The sequence below is a fragment of the Candidatus Chlamydia sanziniae genome, from assembly GCF_001653975.1.
Classification (GTDB): Bacteria; Chlamydiota; Chlamydiia; order Chlamydiales; family Chlamydiaceae; genus Chlamydia; species Chlamydia sanziniae.
On sequence record NZ_CP014639.1, the window covers coordinates 348712 to 370514 of the forward strand.

Here is a 21803-nt window from a genome sequence, read left to right on the forward strand (position 1 = left end):
TCTCTTTATATACCATGATTAGGCTTCTATTTCCAGCACTTTAAAATCACTTTCCTCTTGTAGCACAGGAGTGCGCTGACACTCAGGAGCATGACGAGGGGCTATCTGCATAGAGCCTCGTTCTGCTTCCCAATTATACCTATAGCCTTCTTTATTCGTGAGTAGGGTGCCCTCTTCAAAGCTGCTAATCACCTTAGGCTTTATAAACATCATGATATTACGTTTTTGCCTTTGATCTATAGTACGGCTAAATAAACCACGAATTAAAGGTATCGAGTTCAAGAGGGGGACTCCTGAGATAACTTTTGTTACTTTATCTCTAATATGACCACTCATCACTAAAAAACAACCATCGGGAATTTGCAAACGCGTAGCGGCGTAAGTCTTATCTGTTACGGGTGTGAGCGTCCCCTGAAGAGATTGAAGTTCCGATATTGTTTGTTCTATTTGCAAAGTCACCACATTATTAGGAGCAACCGTAGAGGTCACCACTAAATTGACTCCAATATCTTCATATTCGATATTTTGCGTAACCGAGCCAGTCTCCTGGATAACTGTACTTGTCGTTTGATAAGGAATGGTTTGGCCAACAAAAAAGGATGCGGGCTGCGTATCCTGAGCCATAATTCTTGGATTCAAAACAATGACAGTATCGCCATCCTGGTCTAAAGCGCTCAGTAACCCACCTAACGTTAGAAAAGACTTCCCTTTATGGCTAATCACATTACCAATAATTCCTAAGCCAAATGCTGAAGAGGAAGTCAACATATCCGAAAATCCTGTAAGTTGACCTGGTGTAGGCAAAGGAATAGAGTTAGGACTAGGAAGATTCGGAGGTGCAGTATTTTTAATAGGAGTCGTAATTCCTGTGTTGCTTAGCAATCCTGAAGCATAAGCAACTTTGCTTTGTTCATCTCCAAGTGCTACCCATTGAACTCCAAAATCCCAAGACTTTTCTAAGCTCGTATCTAAAATTAGAACTTCAATATACACCTGTTTAGGAGGCAAGTCTAAGCCATTAAGCAGGCTCACTACTCTATCCACATTTGCTTGGCTACCAATGACAACTATAGAATTATTAACATCCAACCACTGAATACTATTCAGTGTATTTATAAAATCCTCGTCCATAGCTGTGGTTACATATAAGTTGTACCCAATATCTTGGATTGCCTCTGCTATTGCTGCGCCATTTTGATATTTCAGTTTGTACATAAAAAAACGAAGACTTTTAGGGCTTGCAGCTCCCGAGCTATTCAAAGCAAAGCCGGGATTAGCAACGTCATCTAAGGTGTGTGCCATTTCAGGTACGTCCAAAGACTTCAAAAGTTGCATGGCCCTATGCGTAAGGTGCGGTGAAGATACTATAAAGATTTTGTTCGTTCCTGGTTGAACAAAAATTTGAAACGCTTCGTCTTCGACCATTGTTCTAAGAACATCCTGACAATAACTTACAAGAGCCACAGGATTTGCATATTGCACCTCATACTCAGACATATCCATGGAAGTGCTGGGACTATCCAAAGCTATGAGCAATTCACCTACTTTTTCAACATTGCTAGCAATATCAGAAACTATGATATGGCGAGTTGCTTCTGAAGCACTCACTATAGCGTCATGAGAAAGCAAAGGTTGGATGATGCTCACAGCTGCTGAAGGACTCACACTATAAAGGCGAAATATCCGAGTGACAACGACCGCCTCACAAGTTTCACTTGTAGAGCCGTCCGTGACCACTGTAGAGAGTTTAGATAAGTGAGGATTACGATAGATAAGAACGTTATTCCCTTGCTCTACGACTTTTAAATCATGCATTTTTAGCACTTGTAGAAGAATCGTTGAGAGATCATCTACTGAGGTAGGGTCATGTGAAACAATAGTGACATTGAACTGCAAGTCATTACTATCAAAAACAAAATTCGTACCAGAGATTTTACTGACAAATTGCAAAAGCTCCAAAACAGAAATATCTTCAAAATTGACAGTGTACCCGTTATCTTTGAGATCCTCACAAGAAATATGCTGAATAGGCTGTTGTGGTGTTTTTTTTACTTCCTGGTCCTTTTTTTCGAGAGAAGTTGCAACAGTTTCTATCGAAACTTGAGAATCCGTGGGTATTGAAGAGCACTCTGTTGTAGTTTCTTGTCTGGGTTGTTTTTCATGTTCGTGATGTACAGTGGCTGCATTTTTTTCGAGTTGTTTTTTTATGTTAAAATTTATTGCATTTACAGCACGACGGGCATAGTTTTGTTTGTCTTCCCAGAGCTGGAGTTTCTCACGCTGTTCATCAGAAATTTCAGGAACTGCCTGAGCTTCTTCTTTTTTTGGTGGTATACGAGGAATCTTTCTTATCCCCAACATCTGCCCAGGACGAATATCCATAGTTCTTTTTTTTTCTTCACCGCTGCCAAAAAGTGTGGGGCGCGCAGGAAATATAGAACCGGAATCTTTACCAGAATTTTTTACATTTTGCGTTTCTTTACGTGAGAAGATTTTCGAAGGTATACTCCCCTTGTCTCCGTGGCCACTAAAAATTTTACGCGTGGATGTTGTAGTGCGTTCCCTAGTTTTAGGACATGCAGAGATGAATTCCTTATCTTTATGCGATAAATTGTTAGAGGATCGTTTAGGATTTTCCGAAGACTCCGGTAATTTTTGCGAGCTTACGCCAAGTAAAACCAGGTCCAAAAGAAATAAAGCACTTAAAATACCAATTTTCTTTTTTTTCTTAATGATGACCTGTAAGATTTTTCTTCCAATGTTTAATGTCACAATTTTCACCGGATTCTTTTTAAGCTAATGAGCGTTGAGAGAGAGAGATTTTCATTTACATTGTTTTGCATTTTACAGCACATGCTCTCTATAGGACAGAATATAGCCATTTGCCTTCTATCTTTCAACTCTACGAGTGTTGAAGCTTGCAAGAATGTAGAAGTTTCGTCTGTTTGTAAGGTATGCAATACTGCTTCATCGCCTATTTCCCATGCAACCTTGGTTTCTCGAATTTGTAAAGAATTAATTTTCCCTAAGCCTGGGGAAAAACTCTCATAATTTCGAAAGACCTTCCCTTGTTTTTTTAGCCAGAAAACAGTTTTCCCACAAGCTATCCAAGTAAGTTCATATTTTTCTTTTGGGATAGCGAGGTATAACAAAGAAATTCCCATGTCATCGAGAGGCACTTGCAGTCGAATTAATTGCTCATTAATTTTACAAATTTTTTCTAAAAAGGGTTGTTGAAAAAATTGTTGCGAAACCAAAGTTTTCACAACAGACAATGCTAAAACTCCATTACTTGTTGGACTATAACTCAGCCAAACATTTAAAACATCTCCTGTAATAAAAGTATCATAATAAACATAAGGACACGTAGGATATCCTTGCTTATAGAGAGCCCCGGAAACAAAATCAGGGAGCATCAATTTTTCTGGAGAAAGCCATACTTGTTGCTTCTGTAATTGCTCACATAACGTTGAATTATAATCTTTCTTACGCAAATCCTTATGCATTTCTCCTGAAAGACGATAATAGTTCAGATCAGCAATCAACTGTTGTACCGAAGGATAACGTGCTTTTGGCAAAGGTTGTAACGCTTTAGCAAGGATCTTCCCGATTCTCTCAGGAATTAAGGAGAGATGTACTTTCCCTAAAGAGAGATTCCCAAGAATCAACTCATAAGCTAATAAACCTAAAGCATAAATATCAGAAGCTGGTGAACTAGGTTCGCCTTGCCACTGTTCAGGACTCATATAATACGGAGTCCCTAAAACTCCGGGAGGACAAGAGTTTGTTTCATCTTTACAAACTGCCAATCCAAAATCTATGAGTTTTATCCCCTCATACAATTTAATTAAAATATTTTCAGGTTTGATATCTTTATGTAGGATATTCCTACTATGGAGATGTTCGACAGCATACGCAACATCGATGATAATTTCCAAGGCACGAGGAAGTGAGATGAATTGCGACAGGATATAATTCCTTAGGGAAATTCCTTCGACATACTCCATGGCAATGTATAAGTAGTTCTCCCATTTTCCATAATGATAAAAATTGACAATGTTCGGATGGGTGATTTGACTAATAATACGCGCTTCCTTAAGGAAGCTCTGAATGCGTCGACTATTAACAGCGCCACAAGGAGAGAAGACTTTTATCGCTACGGAATCAGAGATATTTGGATGTGAAGCTTGAAATACAGCACTGCCGGCCTTTTTGCTTAACACCTTTTTAATATGATATCCACCTATAACTTGAGTTTCGAAAAGAGGGATGCCATGTTGACAATCCATAAATCAGGGCTTCCTTTATACCTCTAGGACACGAATACCTAAAACATCCCCTAAGGAAATGATTTCTCCCCTTCCGACTTTAGCTCCATCTAAAATGATATCGATACCTCGTACGGGATTGACCCCTAAGTGGAGTACACTTCCTGGAGCAAGTTTTAAGAATTCTTCAACAGGAAGAGAGTATCTAGCAATTTCAACAACGAGCTTACTATAGCCCGGGAGAGGAGCCGCTGGAACCTTAGGATCTTCAGCAACAGGAGCCTCTTCAGGAGTAAGGTTAGAATAACTAGTAATTTTAAAATCTCCAAATTGCGTATCTAGGAAACGACCTCCAAAGAAGTGTTGTGTTTGTACTGTGACAAAAGCTCCACTAGCTTCTGTTTCTGGATCATAGAGACAGCTATCTAACACAATGAATGATCCAGGGACTACTTGATGCCAATCTTCTTGTGCAAGTTGAGCATAACCTATTTCTACAGACATAGATAAGAGTTGTGTTTGATTAATGTTATGAACATCAAACTCTTGATTTAGTTCGGAGAAAAATTTTTGACAACTTTGAAAAGTAGCGTCTGGCAACAACAAGCGAAACCGGGCATAATGCCCGTCAAGTCGACAAGTGACATCAACAATTTGATATGAAGTTTCTAGTTCTTGGGTTGTAAATCTGACATCTCCCGCAACTTTTACTGCTAAAGAGGATCCCCATTCAAGTTCTTCTAGAAGCTTACAAGCTTCAGCAACAAAATAATAATGAAAACCCAACAGTTTATCTTTTTCATAAAAGTAGGAAGCTAAGCTAGCGTCATTGAAAACAGCAACCATGAGTTCTTGAAGGTCTTCCTCTGAGGTGAAGAAAAAGAAATTTCCTGGGTCCCATGGCTGTACCAACATGGGTTGTATTAATAAATGCAAACCAAATTCACTTACGGCTTGTGTTGTGGTTAGAGTTCCATGAAAGTCTATAAAAACTTCAACATCTTCTAATCGAAATTTCTCTTTTAACTTTCGCACACAAGCTTCTACAGGGAAGGGAGGAACAGCAACATCCTCCTTCATCTTCCCTAAAGAATATAGCAAGTCATTGCGAGATTTTAACCAATGTGCGGTGGGTCCGGCTGCTACTACCATGCGGTAATTCCTTTATAAACGAACTTCTTTAATTTTCTGAGTAGTTTCCTGATCTCTCTGTTCACCTTGCTGTTCACGTTGATCTTGTTGATCTTTTTCTTCGTCTTGATGTCGCATAGTTGCTGCTATCATATGTAAAGGAGTTTGAATCTCTTCTAGTTTAGGCAATTGTACAACTTGACTTCCGACAGAGAATTCTGACAATGTCAGTTGGCGCTGCTTTAAAGTACTCATTAAAGTAGAGAGCTGAGTAGGATTGTTCATAACAAGCTCAGCAGCGTCTTTCATCTGTGTTGCATCCATGAAATTAGAGAATTTTATTGAGAGCTCACTACCCGATTGCACTAATGTTAAATTCGTGCCAGCGAAAACTTCAGGAACAAAAACATTGTTATCCAATACGAGTTCGACGAGTTGCTCACCATTGACCTCTGAAATAATCATAGACTCCACGGTAGTTAAAATAAGGTTTTCTACCCACTGGAAATCTATACTACTTACGGCAATGGGGGCGATTTCCATACTATTTTCTACAACTAAGGGAGTAGCCATATCTACAAAAGCCATACCAGCCGTGGGATTTTCACAGGTGAAAAATTTTTCAGACTGTTCCTCTAAATTCTCCTCTTTAGAAGCAGTAGAGGTGTCTTCTATTCCTTTATCTTCGTGTCCTCGTGTTTCTGTACGGCCACTCGTTTTATTCGAAGTTCTCTCCTGACGCGATTGTTGTTTCCCTTCTAAAGAAAACACTTTTACATCCCGATGATCTTCTGGCCTAGCAGTCGCATTATTCTGCACGGAATTGTCTGTTTTACAACTACTGTACAGCGACTCTGATGTTTTATTTAATTCCATAAACTAACGTCCCCCTGATTCACGTTGTTTTTTCTGATGCAGCTGATAAAGCAGTTGCCCCATTTCATCTTGCTCTTTTTCTTCAGCGCGCGCTTCTTCTTTAAGAGCTTCTTTCATCCATGCTTCTTTGTGCAAGCGTGTCTTTTCTTCTTCTTTTCTCCGTTTAGCTAGGTTCGCTTCGGCTTTTTCAAGCTCTTTAGCAGCGGCCAAAACGACTTCTTTTTGTTTATTGACTTTTTCTTCTTCTTCCGCGAGTTGTATAGCAACAACTTTTATATAGGCCTTAATCTGCAAAACAGCATCGCTTGTGGTCCCTTCATCTAAGAGTTCACGAAGTTGTTGAATTTTTTGCATATAATGATTTTTAACCTTATCGCGTGTTGCTTCTTTTTCTTGTAGTTTCTCTTGTTCTAATTCTAAAAGACGCCGTTTCTCCTTAACAACTTTTTCTGCTCTATTTACACGATCTTTCTTAATAGCGAGAACAGGTTCAAGTGGGTATTTTGCCACAGTATTCTACCCTTGATTAGCGGAAAATGGCTCGCAATTGCTGTGCTGCTTCCTCATAATTCGTCTTTTCATGGATATCTTGTTTTAAAAACCTGTTCAGCTTATCGATATGATCGATGGCAAAGTCGACTTCACGATCTGAGCCTCGTCGATATTCCCCAATACGTATAAGCATTTCATTAGCTTTATACTTAGCCAAGACCTCACGAGCTTTCCCTATAATACGCCGTTGTTCTTCGGGAACAATAGCAGTTAACAATCGGCTTATGGAAGCTAGAACATCAATCGCTGGGTAATGATATGCCTGTGCTAAGGCATTAGAGAGCACGATATGGCCATCAAGAATAGACTTAACTTCATCAGCAACAGGCTCATTCATATCGTCTCCAGCAACGAGGATAGTATAAAATGCCGTGATCGTCCCTTTATCTGAAGCTCCAGATCTTTCAAGTAACCGTGGTAATGTAGAAAATACAGAAGGCGTGTAGCCTGCACGCGCGGGAGGCTCTCCAGCAGCCAAGCCAACTTCTCTTAAAGCTCGAGCAAATCGCGTAACTGAATCCATCATTAACACAACAGTTTTTCCCTGATCACGGAAATACTCCGCAATTGCAGTCCCTACATATGCAGCGTTTAAACGTAGTTGTGATGACTGATCCGACGTAGACACGACAATGACAGAGCGTTTCATGCCTTCTTCCCCCAGGTCTCCCTCGATAAACTCACGAACTTCGCGTCCCCGTTCACCTATAAGAGCAATCACATTCACATCGGCTTCTTCAGCATTTCTTGCAATCATGCCAAGAAGAGAAGATTTCCCCACACCTGCGCCAGCAAAGATACCCACACGCTGTCCCCGTGCCACTGTAAGCATACCGTCTATACAACGAACACCTGTAGATAAAATTGTCCTTAATTTTGCTCGATGAAGAGGATCAGGAGGGGCTTGGAAAATAGGATACGTGCGATCTACATTAACTAGAGGGCCCTTCATTTCTAAATCCATAGGTTCACCTAGGCCATTCAGTACACGCCCAAGTAAACCATCACCCGCACGAATATGCAAGGGCACACCTGTAGGAATCACTTCTGAAGAGGGACTTACACCTGTAAGTTCTCCTAAAGGAGAAAGAAAAGCGAAGTGTTGGGTAAAACCAACAACTTCCGTGACCAAGGGCTCCATACCATTGCGCTTCACCAAGCACACTTCTCCAACACGGACATGGGGAACTACCGCTTTGATTAACATACCGACAACTTCAGTAATACGACCGACTACAGTTGTAAGATTCACATCACTGAGTTGTGACATGAGAGTGTCGAAATCCGTTGTTAACTCATCCATGTTAACCCAATTGCGTTGTCATAATAGTTTTTATACTACTTACGGAAGTCCCGACAATACTGGCAAAGAGTTCTGCTCTTTGAGTTGCCCGTTGTACAGCATATTGGACTTTTAAGAAGTTTGCCAAATTTTCACGCTCACCGTTTTTATCAGAGAAATAAAGTAGGGCACGATTCAATACTTCCTCACCTGAAGATATCCAATCAATAACTTTGCGTGTTACAGATTCTTGTTCTTGATCTTGTTTCTTCATGTGTTGCTGGGTATGCTCAGCAATTGTGTCCAAATCATTATTGATTAAATCTATGATGACTCCTACAGCTTGGAAATGTTCCTCTTCCAATGCTGCTGAAGTCTTAGAATCTTCAAGAGTAGAACGAAATCCTCCAAGATGTCCCTTAAGATTATGAATCTGCTCTTTAAGTTCTTCAGAGTTTAAAGCTTCCTGTAATTCAGGATCTATCAATTCCGAATTACTATCCTGCATCATCGCCATAGGATTAGGAAGAAGATCGTCAATAGAGTTTTCTGCAGATTTTGAGAGTTCTCCCAAAGAAAATACAGAAACATCTTTTTTCAATTCATTAGCTAACGGAGTTCCTGAATTCTCTTTTACAGACTGAACCTTGGTATCCTCATCGAAATTCGGAAACAATTGTATAGAATCTATCATACAGCAAAAAACCACGTTATATATTTATCACCTAGTGCTGAGGAAGGCTATCCCAAAGGACCTGCACTCTTAGCGACTAAAGTATCATGCCAATCTAAGACAGATTGAGCTAAAGTTCTTGTAGATTCTATCTGACAATTTACTAATACTTGATCTGCAAGTTGCAAACAAGTTTCTAAACTGTTTCGACGAATTTCAAAAGAACTTCCTTGGTGTAAGACAATTAACATATGAGTCAAAGATAAAAACGCCTGAATACTCCAGTTGTTTTGTTCTTTTTCTGCTAACGCTTTGAGTTGTCTTTCGGCTTCGAAGAGTTCCATTTTATGCAAAGAAATTAAAGCCAATCCCAGATCATACCCGTAGTGGTTAGGATGTAAAATCTTTAAGGACTGAAAAAGTTTTTTTGCACTAGTTTCATCACCTTGTTTAATGGCTAGAAGCCCCCCTTCAAACAATAAAGCAAAATCTGCTTCGAATAATTCCAAATCTGCCATAATCCTTCTCTTATGTTATTAACTTCCTTTAACAGCTCGAGCCATTGTGATCATCTCCGTATTTACAGCTGTCAAAACGTTAGAGACCGACTCCATATACTGTGACAAAATTTGCATACGAAATTGCAAATTGAACATAGTTCCTAAGTCAACCGTACCTTGTGTTGATGTCTCTAATTCTGTTAAGTATTGCTGGACACCCTGAACATATTTACACACGCCTTCAAGCATTTTATTAAAATTAAATGCCGAGCAACTATTACTAGTAGTCATAAACTTCTCCCCCTTCTCCTGTGCTTTATATCATTTTGCGGTTGATCCGCCCGAGAACTTTCTGTAGAGCCAGGTATCCTGCTAATAATGCTTGCTGTTGTTCAAAAGCGTCTTTATCAGAACCTTCTCGAAGAGCTGAATTCAATTTTTGTACTTTTTCTTGTACATTCATTTTGATTTCTTGAGCCTTGCTCAGATCGTGCATGTTTTTTTCTAAATCCAACAGCGATTGAGAATCTTTTTCTTCTTTTGCTGTTGTGTTTTCCATATTGAACATAGAATATCTACCTAAATATAAAGAATTAATAAGCTCCAATGTTTGATTATTTATTGTACTCTATTTTATATTTCAACCCTTCCTTCTCTAAAAAAATCGCATTGGGTTGAATACTTGTTACCGTCATACCATCAATGACATCTCCTCGCGTTAAGATTCTTCCATTAACAACTACATTGATACTGATATCGCGATATTTTGAGTATCCTGTAACACGATAGCGATTGGGATAGCGCAAATTTAAATCTATGACACCCTCTTCAGCTGGAAGTAAAACAGCAAAATTCTTTACAAGCCGTACTCCAGGAATATTGGATAATTCTTGAACAACAGCACGGAATCTTTCTGCAGCATCATTATTCACATATCCGGTGAGGATCACTTCGCCATTCACAAAAGCTACATGAATATTCGCAAACCCTGCCTGAAGAAGATGGCCAGCGATTGCTTTTAACATTTGTGTTTCAATAACAACTTTGTTCTCTAGCAATGAAAGATAATTAAAATGCAGGTTTAAATAATCTACAAGACAAGCAGCTTGTTCTTCAGTCTTTACATATCCTGTAATGACAAACTTTCCTGGTTCTGGAGAATGCATACTGATTCCTTTAAACTCAGGTCGTTTCGACAAAAGAATGTTCATTTCCTGCCAAACAGCTTCATCATCTATAACATTCTCTTCCACGGATTTCACAAAAGAAAGAGCGTCAATTTTATATAGCAACTCACTTTTATCTGTGCTATTTTTCACATGACCTATTAAGAAGAGTTGATTGTTCGTCTTATTGAATGTATAACGCACCGTAGGGAACTGATTCACGATACCAGTTAAATCTTCTTGATAATCAATATTTTCAAGAGGGACAACTTCTTTTGTATGGAAAAGAGAAGCCGTTGCTATTCCAAAAAGAATTGCTAGTCCACCAATAAATACTGTTAGAATAAAGGCACCTGTAGGAAGAGTCGCACGTTTTTGTTTTTCTTCTTCTTCCTGAGCGGCTCGTTCTGCAAGGTCTTCAGCATTTTGATGCCGGCCAAATAAGCCGTAATCTTCTGGAGAAAACGATGCAGTTATTGTATCCGCAGGAGCTTGATGATCTATAAGTAAAAATAATGTTGTTCCCAGAGCAACAACTTGGTTAGGACTTAGTGTTGCTATATGCTCAATTTTTCTTCCCTCAACGATCACACGGTTTTTACTGCTGAGATCTTCGATGTTCACACTCCCATCATTTCCAACAGTAATTTTTGCATGCTGATGCGATACACTTAAGTCATTAAACACAATATCACAAGTTTCAGGATCGGTACCTAAAATATAAGATTTCCCCGTATCCAAGTGAAACTCAGCTCCAATATTTGCTCCTGCCAACACTTTAAGCAAAAACCGCGAGGGTTGGGAAAGGTCTATAGAAAGGCTTTTATCTGCATGATTTTCTATTTCTGCAGGGAAAATCTCCTGATCAAATCGAAAGAGATCGTGCACACTAAATGGAATTAGCACTGTATCTTTAGTTTCTTCCTTTTGTTCTGTATCTTTCTTATCTGGATCAGACTTATCTGGATCAGAATCTTTTTTATTCCCTTCCTCTTCGTCCTCAGTTTTTACGTCTTGATCCCCAACGGACTCATCCGTGTTGTCAACGTGTTCGTTTTCTTTAGCCTTGGTGTCATTGATAACTTTCTCTTCAGCAGTAGGGTCTTCTTCTTTACCTTTAGGATTTTCTTTGTGATCAGCTTCTACTTGTGGCTTATCTATAGAGCGGGGTTGTAAAGCTTCCTCAGGTTTCTCGTTTACATTAGGCGGGAGAGGACTCTTATTCTTAGAAGAGTCTTGAGAAGCCGTTTTTGAAGGAAGGTTCTTAGGAGAAGCTTTATCGTCTTCTCTTGGGGCGTTTTGAGTTGTTTGGTTTTCTAGTTCTTTTTGTAGGACTTTTTTTTTATTGTTTTTTGCTGGCGGGGGTGGAGGTGTTGTCATACTTTCAATATCGATCTTCTTGCCAGGTTGTTCTTTATTTGCTTTTGCAGATGTAAGGAAAGTATCCGCAAGTTGTTGATCTTTATCTGTAATTGAAGACGGGTTGTTTTGATTAGACGGAGTATTTTTTTGAGAATTCTCTTTTGAGTGTCCCCGAGTCTCTTGTTTTGTCATTCCTTGCTTTTTATTATCGTCAGAAATAGCGTCAACATTAGAAAAATTTTGTTCGGGGAAAGTAAAATCATACACAATATCTTCAGCATCAAATTCATCTAACAAAAAAGAATAGTAATTACTTCCTAAAATAAGAACATCTTGGTGTTGTAATTGTGTAGTTTCCTTAATCGTTATGCCATTTATAGAAATCGGAGCGGCATCATCCAGATTCGTGATAAAGTACCCAGAGTCTGTTTTACTGATGACTGCTTGTGTAGACGCTAATGCAGGATCTTCAAGAGGAATGTCATTCGTTTGAGGATCACGTCCTATAGACCAACTGTCCCCATCTTCGAGGATAAAAATCACACCAGACAAAGGGCCTTTATCAATAACTAATCGTACTGCCATGTTTTACTCCACCCTATTGTGCCATTGCTCTTATTGCGCCTTACTTAATTCAAGATCTTCTAACCAAGTTTCTGAAAAATTCATGAAACTCTCCATATGACGTACAAAATCATCATATGTGATTTCTCCTGAAAATTTACGCACCATGACAATGAAACCTTCCGGATTCAATCCTAAAGCACTGCCTCCTGTTTCTTTTCCGAATAAATTTCCCACCATCATTCGTAAGTATACTTTTGTTGTATCGGCAGAAGGAGGCAAGATTCCTAAAGAAGCCTCCAAAACAATGTCATTATCCGCATTTTGCTGCACCCGGATCTTAATTACTTCACTTATAGGCAGCACATAGGCTCCATCAGCATCAAACTCGAGAGTTGACGTTATACCCATATACGTGGCAAAATTTTTTATTAACTTTTCCAACATACTTGTGTTTTCCCATGCAGCAATGGTTGTCGTTCTCTGAGGAAAACTAAGACACCCTCACTTCTAGAATTTGCTTTTTTAGCCTTTAAATCGAGTTATGCCAATACGAACTTTAAAAATAAAAACGATTTCTTTGTTTGTATGAACAATGCTAAGAGCTTTTTCTGTTCATCTTTTTCACTATAAAGAACAAAAGATCAAAGAAAAATCAAGCCGATTTTATCACGGGATTTATCAACCACAATCTATCAGCAGTCTAGAACAAGCAAATCTCCAAATTACCGCGAAAACAATCTTAACTTACAATGAAAGTTTAGAGTATTTTCGAGAGTTGTATATGTCAAGAGATATGAATTAGGCATTAAAGCATCAGCAGCTTAAGGCAGAATTGATGTGAGCAGCTTGAACCTGGTTCTGAAATAGATATGAGCTCTTTTTTTGATAAACTTCCCACTGTTTTTCAGCAGCAAAAGTTAAAGAAAGTTTTACCTTATTTGTATCTTGCGCATGAGACTGTATTCTTCTTTGTAGACATTCACTTATGAAATCCATATCCAAGCAGACGAAACCTCGTGGTTGTTCTTTCCAAGAAAAAGTCCGGGGAACATTAAAATCAAAGACTATACGCTCTGGAATACTGATTAAATTGTCTAAAGAAAGTTCATTGAAATGTTTTTGAGATTCTGAAGAACCAAAAAAAATAATATCATAAGGATAATGAAATGAGAGAGTGTGTCGAGGTAAAACAGGATAAGGAATCGCTAATTTTTGGCGTGAACAAAAGGTGATATTTCGATAGCCTTCCCTATATAAACTCTTCGCAACTCTTCTATTAATATCCGAATACCCTATAAACAAAAGATTAGATTTTACCGATTTATCATGTAGATGCAGAGTTTCCTGAACTACAGATTCAATAGAAATTCCTGGAAGGGGAATTGGGGTTTGTGAGCGAAAATTTTTCCCTTCTTTAAGAGCCTTTTGAAATAGAAAATGAAGATCAAAAGGCAACTGACGTTGCGCTGAAGCCTTAAGATAGGCGCGCTTTACCTGCCCTTGAATTTCTGTTTCGCCAAGAATCAAACTCTCTATACCACTGGTAACATGAAATAAATGATTGAAACAGAAGATATCTCTATAGCAATAAGGTTGAACGTCTCTAGAAGCAAATGAAGATGCTAGTATGAGCTGAGTGATTTCTGGAGTTTTTGAGTAGTAATATATTTCCACACGATGACAAGTAATAAGAGAAATAAATGTTCCTCCTCGTCCTAAAAGCCGCTGTGTCAAAAATCTATCCTTATCAAAAGCTCGTATATACTCAATAATACGTTCTCGTTTTTTTAAAGTGGCTTCACGATAGCTGATTCCAACAACTCCTAACACCATAAGCACAATTCGGTAGTTTTTCCTCAATAGGGTCAAGAAAACTTATAGAAAATTCAATGAAAGTAAGCTAGCTGTATAGACGAACAGAAAATTAGACACCATCAAATTATCGATTGTCATAAGGTTAGCTACTATAAACTAAATGTAAGTTAGAGGTATTGCCTAGACCTAGGCGAGAAATCAGGGACGACTCCTTTCTTGATTAGGAAAAGAAAATGTAGTAGTATCCGTTTTCTACTTAAAAGTAATCCGATAGATCTTGTATTTCTAAGCTGCAAGACTTTAGGTTATATTACCCCCTTGTTTAAAGACATAACCAATCTCAACCTTAAACTGTTCTCTTTCTACAGAGGAAGAGACTTATTTCAAAATAACGACAAGTTTTTAACAAAAACTATTTCACTATGGCGGCATACACAGAAGCAAGTGTTCTCTCCTTAGCATCTTTGGAACATATTCGTTTAAGAGCAGGAATGTATATTGGTAGACTCGGTGATGGTTCCCAACCCGAAGATGGAATTTATACTCTTTTTAAAGAAGTTATAGATAACAGCATTGACGAATTTATTATGGGACATGGGAGCACTATAAAAATATCTTTAGAGAAACAACACATTACGATTCAAGATCAAGGACGCGGGATTCCTTTAGGGAAACTCCTTGATTGTGTTTCTAGAATCAACACTGGAGCAAAATATACTCAAGATGTTTTTCATTTTTCAGTTGGATTGAATGGTGTTGGTCTTAAAGCAGTCAATGCACTTTCTGCGATATTTTCTGTACGCTCTGTACGCAAAAAAAAATATCATTTTGCTACTTTTTGCTGTGGTGTATTGCAACAATCCTTGCAAGGAGCCACAAAAGATCGCGATGGAACGACAATTACTTTTATACCAGACGCGAAAATTTTTTCTGATTTTGTTTTTGAGCCTGAATTTTTAAGAAAAAAAATTCGGCAATATACGTATTTGCATCCAAATCTAGAAATTGTTTTCAATGATGAAGTCTTTATTTCTCACGAAGGCCTTAAAGATTTATTCAAAGAAGAAATCTCTGAAGAGACCCTCTACTCTCCTATTTTCTTTCAACATGAAGACTTCTCTTTTCTCTTCACACATGTAGAAAGTCATGGTGAACGTTATTTTTCTTTTGTCAATGGTCAAGAAACTGTGGATGGTGGCACACATCTCACAGCATTTAAAGAGGCAATTGCCAAGGGGATAAATGAATTTTTTGGAAAGACTTTTGTTACTAACGATATTCGAGAAGGACTTGTAGGTTGTATAGCAATAAAATTAGCCTCTCCTATTTTTGAATCCCAAACGAAAAATAAATTAGGGAATACGCAAATCCGCACTCCTTTAGTGAAAGATATCAAGCAAGCGATTCTTATGTTTTTAGGAAAAAACCGCACGACGGCAAATTGCCTTTTAGAAAAAATTAAACTCAACCAAAAAGCACGTAAAAACACACAATTCCTAAAACAAGATCTCAAAGACAAGCAAAAGAAAGTTCATTATAAAATTCCAAAACTACGGGATTGTAAGTTTCATTATAATGAGCGTTCTCTTTATGGTGAAGCTTCTTCAATTTTTCTTACTGAAGGCGAATCTGCATCTGCGTCTATTCTTGCTTCTAGGGACCCTCTTACGCAAGCAGTTTTTTCTCTACGTGGGAAACCTATGAACGTGTTTTCATTAGAAGAAGAGAAAATGTATAAGAATGATGAATTATTTTATCTCGCAACAGCTCTTGGCGTTACAAAAAATAGTACAGAACGCTTACGTTACAATAAAGTTATTCTTGCTACCGATGCTGATGTAGATGGAATGCACATCCGTAATCTTTTAATTACTTTTTTTCTAAAAACCTTTTTACCACTTGTAGAAAACCGTCATCTCTTTATTTTAGAAACACCTTTATTTAAAGTGCGCAATAAGGATAGAACCGTTTATTGTTATTCTGAACAAGAAAAATCCCAAGCTGTAGAAAGTTTTGGTAAAAAAGAAGCTTCTTTAGAAATCACAAGATTCAAAGGATTGGGGGAAATCTCTCCTAAAGAATTCCAAGCTTTTATCGGCCCTAAGATACGCTTGACTCCTGTAATTGTAACCTCGATAGAAGGCGTCCCTTCGATATTACAATTTTACATGGGGAAAAACACAAAAGAAAGAAAACAGTTCATTATGAATAATCTAATTATCGACCTATAAATTATGTGTGATATTTCAGATCTCTTCAAATTGCATTTTATGCACTATGCTTCCTATGTAATTTTAGAAAGAGCTATTCCTCATATTCTTGATGGCTTAAAACCAGTGCAACGTCGTTTGCTCTGGACATTGTTTCTTATGGACAATGGAAAAATGCACAAAGTTGCCAATATTGCAGGAAGGACGATGGCTTTCCATCCCCATGGGGATGCTCCCATTACAGAAGCTCTTGTCGTCTTAGCAAATAAAGGTTATCTTATCGATACGCAGGGCAACTTCGGAAATCCCATCACAGGAGATCCTCATGCAGCTGCACGTTATATCGAAGCGCGCCTCAGTCCTTTAGCAAGAGAAACCTTGTTTAATACACAATTAATGTCTTTTCAAAATTCCTATGACAGTAGGGAAAAGGAACCCGTTGTGTTTCCGGCAAAACTTCCCTTACTTTTACTCCATGGTGTGGATGGCATTGCTGTAGGCATGACAACGAAGATTTTCCCCCACAATTTTACAGAACTTCTCAAAGCACAAATTGCCATTTTGAATAACCGTCACGTTACCGTACTTCCAGACTTTCCTTCAGGAGGTATTATGGATGCGCGCAACTACCAAGATGGTTTAGGCTCTGTTACCATCCGCGTTTCTATAGATATAGTCGATGATAAAACTTTGATCATTAAAGAAATCTGTCCTTTATCCACTACAGAAACACTCATTCGCTCTATAGAAAATGCTGCGAAACGCGGCATACTTAAAATCGATTCTATCCAAGATTTTTCCACACATGCACCTTATATTGAAATTAAGCTGCCTAAAGGAACCTACGCTTCAGAAATTTTACCTCCCTTATTTGAGCATACGGAGTGCGAAGTTGTCCTTCATTCCAAACCCACGGCAATTTACAATAATCAACCTATAGAAAGTTCCATATCCGAGATTCTTAAACTTCACACAGAAAGTTTACAAAAATACCTTCAAAAAGAGCTGCAATTACTCTATGAGCAGCTTTCCTTAGAGCATCATTATAAAATCTTAGAGTATATTTTCATTAAACATAAACTCTACGATCAAGTAAGAGACTCCTTATCAGCACAAAATAGCATTGCCTCTTCCAAAGATGTGCACGAGGCAGTCTTATCCGTTCTTGATCCTTGGTTAACCTACTTTTCTAGTCCCCTAACAAAACAGGATACAACGCAGCTTGCTTCTTTAACCATTAAGAAAATCCTCTGCTTTAACGAAGAAGCCTACACTAAAGAACTCAAAACAATAGAAAAAAAACAAGCAGTTATACAAAAAGATCTAAACAAAATGAAACAAGTAACAATTAAATACTTAAAAAACCTCTTAGAGCGTTATAGCACTTTAGGTGTAAGAAAAACACAAATTGCAAGTTTTAGTACAAAAGCAGCTTATGCGGGAATAAAAGCATGCTCACATTAAAACTAAGACTTTTTAAATCATTGGATTTTTCTAGCCATTCGATGAAAAATAGAAAGATATTTTCTTTTTATGTTAAAATAAACTTTATGGATTTTATACAAAATTTAGATTGAAATTATGGAATCACAACAGATTAATGTTAAGAAAGTAGAGACTAAAGCAATCCCTGAAACAGAAACAACTCCTGAGTATCTTTCTCCTTCAAGCACTACTTTTGAGGGTCCTGTGAAAACTTTAGATCAGTTACGCCAAGCATTAATTCAAAAAATGGGAACAGAAAAAGGTCAAGAGATGTATGACAACTTCATTCAATCTATCTTAATTTCTGCATTCGGTACTATGCATAAAGATATGGACCGCGCTCAAAAAGCTTCTAAAAAAATGCGTTCTATTTATAAAGAGTAGCGGTGTCTTTTACATATTTTCTAGCTCTGCCCTTAGATATTCTTACACAAAAACGTCTGTTGCAATTTCCTAAGCGCTGGGGACCTTTTTTAAATTCCACCCTGTATCTTTCTCTCATAGACTATCATCATGTTCCATATTTAGCCAAGCAGCTCCCCCCTTTCCCCCTTCGTGTTGAGGAGTGGGAAAAAGTAATCGCCCATGTATCGAGTTTGTTGATACATACGTTTTTATGTCCCCACATCTCTGTTCTCCAGCTTTTAGCCTGTAGCCAATTTCAAAAATTAACACTAGAGGAGCTGGGCACATATAAGCCCTAGAGAATAATCTGAGATTTCCTTGGAAAGTTATCTTAGGTTCTTGTTTACTTTTAGAGTTTATTTATCTCTAGCACTTACGTTCTTTCTATTAAAAATTAAAAAGCACTCAATTTCTATCACGGCTTATTCATAATAACAGGCTTTTAATAATTTTACTAGATCCTTAACCTATTCATTATTAAAATAATAAAAAAGTTTCTTTGTTCGTATATAATGGTAAATCCAAAACTTTCTTTCACTGTGAGTGACGTTGGAACTCATGAGCGTTTGGATAAATACCTTGCTTTGGTATATCCTCAATACTCTCGAGCTTTCTATCAACAGCATATTTTAGGTAAGCTTGTCCAAGTCAATGGCAAAGTGCACACTAAGGTAGCAACACGCCTTTTTCTTGGAGATACAATCACCATAGAAATTCAAGAGAAAGAAAAGCCTCTAGAACTGATTCCTGAAGCGATTACCTTAAATAAAATTTATGAAGATTCCTCAATTTTAGTGGTCAATAAACCTAGAAGCATGGTGGTTCATCCTGCACCTGGCCATTCTGAAGGAACTCTTGTTCATGCTTTACTCCATTACATGGGAGAGAAGTTAAAAGAAGAGTTCCCCGACGAACCCTGGCGTCCAGGGATTGTGCACCGATTAGATAAGGATACCTCTGGGCTTATCATTACAGCAAAAACACGTCAGGCCAAAAAAATGTATGGAGAACTTTTTACTATTAAACGTTTAAAAAAAAATTATCTAGCCCTATGTATAGGAAAAGCTGTCGACACTACAGTGCACACACATCTAGGTCGACATCACAACAAGCGCAAGGAAATGGCTGTTGTTGCTGAAGGAAAGGAAGCCATTACTCATTGCCAAGTACTTGCATTTAACGGACAGCTAAGTCTAGTATTGTTATCCCCAGAAACAGGACGAACGCATCAACTTAGGGTGCATATGAAGCACTTAGGAACTCCTATTTTAGGGGATCCGCTTTATGGTATTCAATCAATTAACCAACGTTATACCCTTGACAAACAACAGTTGCATGCCTATAGCTTAGATTTTATTCATCCTGAAACTTGTCAACCCCTCAAACTCACAGCTGCTTTACCTGAAGACATGTTTACTCTTATATTAAAAGAATTTCATGGTAATGCAACTATTGTAAATAATAAACTCCTAGAGTTAGTTAAAAATAATAATGCATTAAAGTAATTCCTTTATTTTAACAAACCAATTACAATTAATTTAAAGTGAGTTCGATTTTAACCATTCTTTTGAAGACAATGCGAATTACTTATAGGATCCCCTTATGAAAGAATTTTTAGAATATATTATCAAAAATCTTGTTGATCGTCCTGAAGAAGTCCACATTAAAGAAGTTCAAGGTACACATACCATTATCTATGAATTGAGTGCTGCGAAACCTGATATTGGAAAAATCATTGGTAAAGAAGGACGTACAATTAAAGCCATCCGCACGTTATTAGTTTCTGTTGCGAGCAGAAATAATGTTCGGGTAAGCTTGGAAATCATGGAAGACAAATAAATTATAGATTTTTCGCTATTTTAAACTATTGTATTTTCAGCTAGGAGACTAGGGAAAAAGACACCGCGATTTTCGGACCGAGCAGGATTCGAACCTGCGACCATTCGCTTAGAAGGCGAATGCTCTATCCTCTGAGCTATCGGTCCAGGTCTAAAGAGAATTTTTATAATCTCAACTGGGGTTTTCAGCACAAAAGTGCTAAGAAAAAACTTTTCCATCTAGTATAAATCTCCTTAGAAAAAAGTCAATTGCGACGCAAAGGTTCTTTATTCATTGAATGAACTTTGTTCCTACTAGCACACTACCCAGTAGATGCTAAAAAATTAGACTTGTTTCAAACAAACGCTTATATTGACTTCCTATACCTACTAATAGAGAAAATCATGTTCGAAAATAAAATGATCCTCATCACTGGTCCTTGCGTAATTGAAAGCGAAGCGATTGCACTAAAAACTGCGGAAAAATTGCAACAACTACTTGCACCTTATGAAAGCCGCATCTCATGGATTTTCAAAAGTAGTTATGATAAAGCAAATCGTTCTTCGTTAGCATCGTATCGAGGTCCAGGCCTAGAAAAAGGATTACGCATTCTTGCTAAGATTAAAGAAATGCTACACGTACAAGTTCTTACAGATATCCATACACCTAACGAAGCATATGCAGCAGCTGAAGTTTGCGATATACTACAGATCCCTGCCTTTCTCTGCCGTCAAACCGACCTTCTTGTTGCTGCAGGTGAGACAGGGGCAATTATAAATTTAAAAAAAGGTCAATTCCTATCCCCTTGGGATATGCAAGGTCCTATCGATAAGGTTCTCTCCACAGGAAATGATAAAATCCTACTCACAGAGAGAGGTTATTCCTTTGGGTATAATAATCTTATCTCAGATATGCGTTCTATAGCAGTGCTGGAACGTACGGGATTTCCTGTAATTTTTGATGCCACACACTCTGTGCAACTTCCTGGAGCTCTCACAACAAAAAGTGGAGGTCAAACAGAATTTATCCCCACTTTAAGTCGAGCTGCACTTGCTGCAGGAGCTCATGGCCTTTTTGTAGAAGCCCATCCCACTCCAAAGATAGCAAAAAGCGATGCTGCTTCCATGTTATCTCTAAGTGAGTTAGAGAATCTTCTCCCGGGTTGGGATCAACTATTCACCTGTATCAACTCCTTGAGGATGGTCCCCGCATGACCAAATTCCTATTTCATGGTCTTCTCTATTCTCTGGGGATTCTGCTCTTAGCTTGCGGGACTTTAATCGCAATCATTAAAGTAGATCAGATATGCGATGTTTCCTGCATGAATAAACATTTTGAGGAAGCCCCCCCGTTTCTAAAGATAAAAAAATTAGGAATTCAGAAGAAAATTTGTTCTCCAGAGCATCAGTTTTTTAATTGTCATGTAGATAAATCTTATATAGAACTCTATCTCCCCTACCCAAACTATTCCTGCAAAGAATATCTTTCGAAAATTTCAGGAGCTATTCAGACTCGAGATGCTGAAAAGTTCATGAAATTTCAAGGCAATTCAGGCTTATTGAACTACCAAGATTGCTCATTAAATATTTATGATTGTCGTTTCTGTCTGGATTCTTCCGACCCTGCATCGTTAGAGGACACCAATGCCTCTGGAGGTATGAAAATGCTATCCTTATCTCTTCTTAGGGGATAA

21 protein-coding genes and 1 tRNA gene are annotated in these 21803 nt (G+C 38.0%); 8 read left to right on the plus strand and 14 right to left on the minus strand.

Going from position 1 to position 21803, the window contains the following annotated elements:
• Positions 1–18 precede the first annotated feature (18 nt).
• The 13 genes from Cs308_RS01550 to Cs308_RS01615 all read right to left on the minus strand — a co-directional run bounded on the left by Cs308_RS01550 (position 19) and on the right by Cs308_RS01615 (position 14210).
• Complete coding sequence (locus Cs308_RS01550; protein ID WP_066481783.1) at positions 19–2781, minus strand: secretin N-terminal domain-containing protein; 2763 nt, start codon at positions 2779–2781, stop codon at positions 19–21.
• Positions 2778–4289, minus strand: coding sequence for a serine/threonine protein kinase (locus Cs308_RS01555; RefSeq protein ID WP_066481784.1), 1512 nt, complete (start codon positions 4287–4289; stop codon positions 2778–2780). Before Cs308_RS01555 ends, Cs308_RS01550 begins: the two co-directional genes overlap by 4 nt.
• Positions 4290–4304: 15 nt before the next feature.
• Positions 4305–5420 carry a type III secretion system cytoplasmic ring protein SctQ gene (sctQ, locus tag Cs308_RS01560; protein WP_066481786.1) on the minus strand — a complete coding sequence of 372 codons (1116 nt, stop codon included), beginning with the start codon at positions 5418–5420 and terminating at the stop codon, positions 4305–4307.
• Positions 5421–5432: 12 nt separating this feature from the next.
• Complete coding sequence (locus Cs308_RS01565; RefSeq protein WP_066481787.1) at positions 5433–6275, minus strand: DUF5421 family protein; 843 nt, start codon at positions 6273–6275, stop codon at positions 5433–5435.
• 3 nt (positions 6276–6278) lie between these two features.
• A complete protein-coding gene (locus Cs308_RS01570; protein WP_066481788.1) occupies positions 6279–6785 on the minus strand; it encodes a type III secretion T3S chaperone in 507 nt (168 codons plus the stop codon).
• A gap of 16 nt (positions 6786–6801) precedes the next feature.
• Positions 6802–8130 (minus strand): type III secretion system ATPase SctN, encoded by a 1329-nt coding sequence (gene sctN / locus Cs308_RS01575; protein WP_066481790.1) that lies wholly within the window; start codon positions 8128–8130, stop codon positions 6802–6804.
• A 1-nt stretch (position 8131) separates the two neighbouring features.
• Positions 8132–8803, minus strand: coding sequence for a CT668 family type III secretion system protein (locus Cs308_RS01580; RefSeq protein ID WP_066481792.1), 672 nt, complete (start codon positions 8801–8803; stop codon positions 8132–8134).
• Positions 8804–8850: 47 nt separating this feature from the next.
• Positions 8851–9300, minus strand: coding sequence for a CdsG family type III secretion system protein (locus Cs308_RS01585; protein ID WP_066481793.1), 450 nt, complete (start codon positions 9298–9300; stop codon positions 8851–8853).
• Between the two features lie 18 nt (positions 9301–9318).
• On the minus strand, positions 9319–9573 hold the full coding sequence (cdsF, locus tag Cs308_RS01590; protein WP_066481794.1) for a type III secretion system protein CdsF: 255 nt from the start codon (positions 9571–9573) through the stop codon (positions 9319–9321).
• A 25-nt stretch (positions 9574–9598) separates the two neighbouring features.
• A complete protein-coding gene (locus tag Cs308_RS01595) occupies positions 9599–9850 on the minus strand; it encodes a DUF5398 family protein (protein WP_066481796.1) in 252 nt (83 codons plus the stop codon).
• 46 nt (positions 9851–9896) lie between these two features.
• Positions 9897–12395, minus strand: coding sequence for a type III secretion system inner membrane ring subunit SctD (sctD, locus tag Cs308_RS01600; RefSeq protein ID WP_066481799.1), 2499 nt, complete (start codon positions 12393–12395; stop codon positions 9897–9899).
• Positions 12396–12425: 30 nt separating this feature from the next.
• The gene (locus tag Cs308_RS01605; RefSeq protein WP_066481801.1) at positions 12426–12821 is read right to left on the minus strand and encodes a CesT family type III secretion system chaperone; all 396 of its coding nucleotides are present in this window, start codon (positions 12819–12821) and stop codon (positions 12426–12428) included.
• A 369-nt stretch (positions 12822–13190) separates the two neighbouring features.
• Positions 13191–14210: a glutamyl-tRNA reductase gene (locus tag Cs308_RS01615; RefSeq protein ID WP_066481805.1), complete on the minus strand. Its 1020-nt coding sequence runs from the start codon at positions 14208–14210 to the stop codon at positions 13191–13193.
• Positions 14211–14614: 404 nt separating this feature from the next.
• Here Cs308_RS01615 and Cs308_RS01620 point away from each other — a divergent pair, with 404 nt between their 5' ends.
• The 6 genes from Cs308_RS01620 (at position 14615) to Cs308_RS01645 (ending at position 20131) form a co-directional block, all read left to right on the plus strand.
• Positions 14615–16423, plus strand: coding sequence for a DNA topoisomerase IV subunit B (locus Cs308_RS01620; RefSeq protein WP_066481807.1), 1809 nt, complete (start codon positions 14615–14617; stop codon positions 16421–16423).
• A 3-nt stretch (positions 16424–16426) separates the two neighbouring features.
• Positions 16427–17866, plus strand: a complete 1440-nt coding sequence (locus Cs308_RS01625) for a DNA gyrase subunit A (RefSeq protein WP_066481810.1) — start codon at positions 16427–16429, stop codon at positions 17864–17866.
• A 117-nt stretch (positions 17867–17983) separates the two neighbouring features.
• The gene (locus Cs308_RS01630; protein WP_066481812.1) at positions 17984–18271 is read left to right on the plus strand and encodes a CT656 family putative T3SS effector; all 288 of its coding nucleotides are present in this window, start codon (positions 17984–17986) and stop codon (positions 18269–18271) included.
• Between the two features lie 2 nt (positions 18272–18273).
• On the plus strand, positions 18274–18591 hold the full coding sequence (locus Cs308_RS01635; protein WP_066481815.1) for a hypothetical protein: 318 nt from the start codon (positions 18274–18276) through the stop codon (positions 18589–18591).
• Positions 18592–18804: 213 nt separating this feature from the next.
• Positions 18805–19797: an RluA family pseudouridine synthase gene (locus tag Cs308_RS01640; protein ID WP_066481817.1), complete on the plus strand. Its 993-nt coding sequence runs from the start codon at positions 18805–18807 to the stop codon at positions 19795–19797.
• A 97-nt stretch (positions 19798–19894) separates the two neighbouring features.
• Positions 19895–20131, plus strand: a complete 237-nt coding sequence (locus Cs308_RS01645) for a KH domain-containing protein (protein ID WP_066481818.1) — start codon at positions 19895–19897, stop codon at positions 20129–20131.
• Positions 20132–20204: 73 nt separating this feature from the next.
• Here the strand turns inward: Cs308_RS01645 and Cs308_RS01650 are convergent.
• Positions 20205–20277 (minus strand) — tRNA-Arg (locus Cs308_RS01650).
• A 237-nt stretch (positions 20278–20514) separates the two neighbouring features.
• Between Cs308_RS01650 and kdsA the strand changes: the two genes are divergently transcribed.
• Both kdsA and Cs308_RS01660 read left to right on the plus strand, forming a co-directional pair.
• A complete protein-coding gene (kdsA, locus tag Cs308_RS01655) occupies positions 20515–21324 on the plus strand; it encodes a 3-deoxy-8-phosphooctulonate synthase (protein WP_066481820.1) in 810 nt (269 codons plus the stop codon).
• The gene (locus Cs308_RS01660) at positions 21321–21803 is read left to right on the plus strand and encodes a DUF1137 domain-containing protein (protein WP_066481822.1); all 483 of its coding nucleotides are present in this window, start codon (positions 21321–21323) and stop codon (positions 21801–21803) included. The genes kdsA and Cs308_RS01660 overlap by 4 nt, the downstream gene beginning before the upstream one ends.

Bases quoted from the DNA above. Each gene is read 5' to 3' on its own strand.
- Cs308_RS01640 (WP_066481817.1), top strand. From the start codon at position 18,805: ATGGTAAATCCAAAACTTTCTTTCACTGTGAGTGACGTTGGAACTCAT.
- Cs308_RS01555 (WP_066481784.1), bottom strand. From the start codon at position 4,289: ATGGATTGTCAACATGGCATCCCTCTTTTCGAAACTCAAGTTATAGGT.
- Cs308_RS01595 (WP_066481796.1), bottom strand. From the start codon at position 9,850: ATGTTCAATATGGAAAACACAACAGCAAAAGAAGAAAAAGATTCTCAA.
- Cs308_RS01620 (WP_066481807.1), top strand. From the start codon at position 14,615: ATGGCGGCATACACAGAAGCAAGTGTTCTCTCCTTAGCATCTTTGGAA.
- cdsF (WP_066481794.1), bottom strand. From the start codon at position 9,573: ATGACTACTAGTAATAGTTGCTCGGCATTTAATTTTAATAAAATGCTT.
- sctD (WP_066481799.1), bottom strand. From the start codon at position 12,395: ATGGCAGTACGATTAGTTATTGATAAAGGCCCTTTGTCTGGTGTGATT.
- Cs308_RS01615 (WP_066481805.1), bottom strand. From the start codon at position 14,210: ATGGTGTTAGGAGTTGTTGGAATCAGCTATCGTGAAGCCACTTTAAAA.
- Cs308_RS01585 (WP_066481793.1), bottom strand. From the start codon at position 9,300: ATGGCAGATTTGGAATTATTCGAAGCAGATTTTGCTTTATTGTTTGAA.
- Cs308_RS01645 (WP_066481818.1), top strand. From the start codon at position 19,895: ATGAAAGAATTTTTAGAATATATTATCAAAAATCTTGTTGATCGTCCT.
- kdsA (WP_066481820.1), top strand. From the start codon at position 20,515: ATGTTCGAAAATAAAATGATCCTCATCACTGGTCCTTGCGTAATTGAA.
- sctQ (WP_066481786.1), bottom strand. From the start codon at position 5,420: ATGGTAGTAGCAGCCGGACCCACCGCACATTGGTTAAAATCTCGCAAT.
- Cs308_RS01580 (WP_066481792.1), bottom strand. From the start codon at position 8,803: ATGATAGATTCTATACAATTGTTTCCGAATTTCGATGAGGATACCAAG.
- Cs308_RS01660 (WP_066481822.1), top strand. From the start codon at position 21,321: ATGACCAAATTCCTATTTCATGGTCTTCTCTATTCTCTGGGGATTCTG.
- Cs308_RS01605 (WP_066481801.1), bottom strand. From the start codon at position 12,821: ATGTTGGAAAAGTTAATAAAAAATTTTGCCACGTATATGGGTATAACG.
- Cs308_RS01625 (WP_066481810.1), top strand. From the start codon at position 16,427: ATGTGTGATATTTCAGATCTCTTCAAATTGCATTTTATGCACTATGCT.
- Cs308_RS01630 (WP_066481812.1), top strand. From the start codon at position 17,984: ATGGAATCACAACAGATTAATGTTAAGAAAGTAGAGACTAAAGCAATC.
- sctN (WP_066481790.1), bottom strand. From the start codon at position 8,130: ATGGATGAGTTAACAACGGATTTCGACACTCTCATGTCACAACTCAGT.
- Cs308_RS01565 (WP_066481787.1), bottom strand. From the start codon at position 6,275: ATGGAATTAAATAAAACATCAGAGTCGCTGTACAGTAGTTGTAAAACA.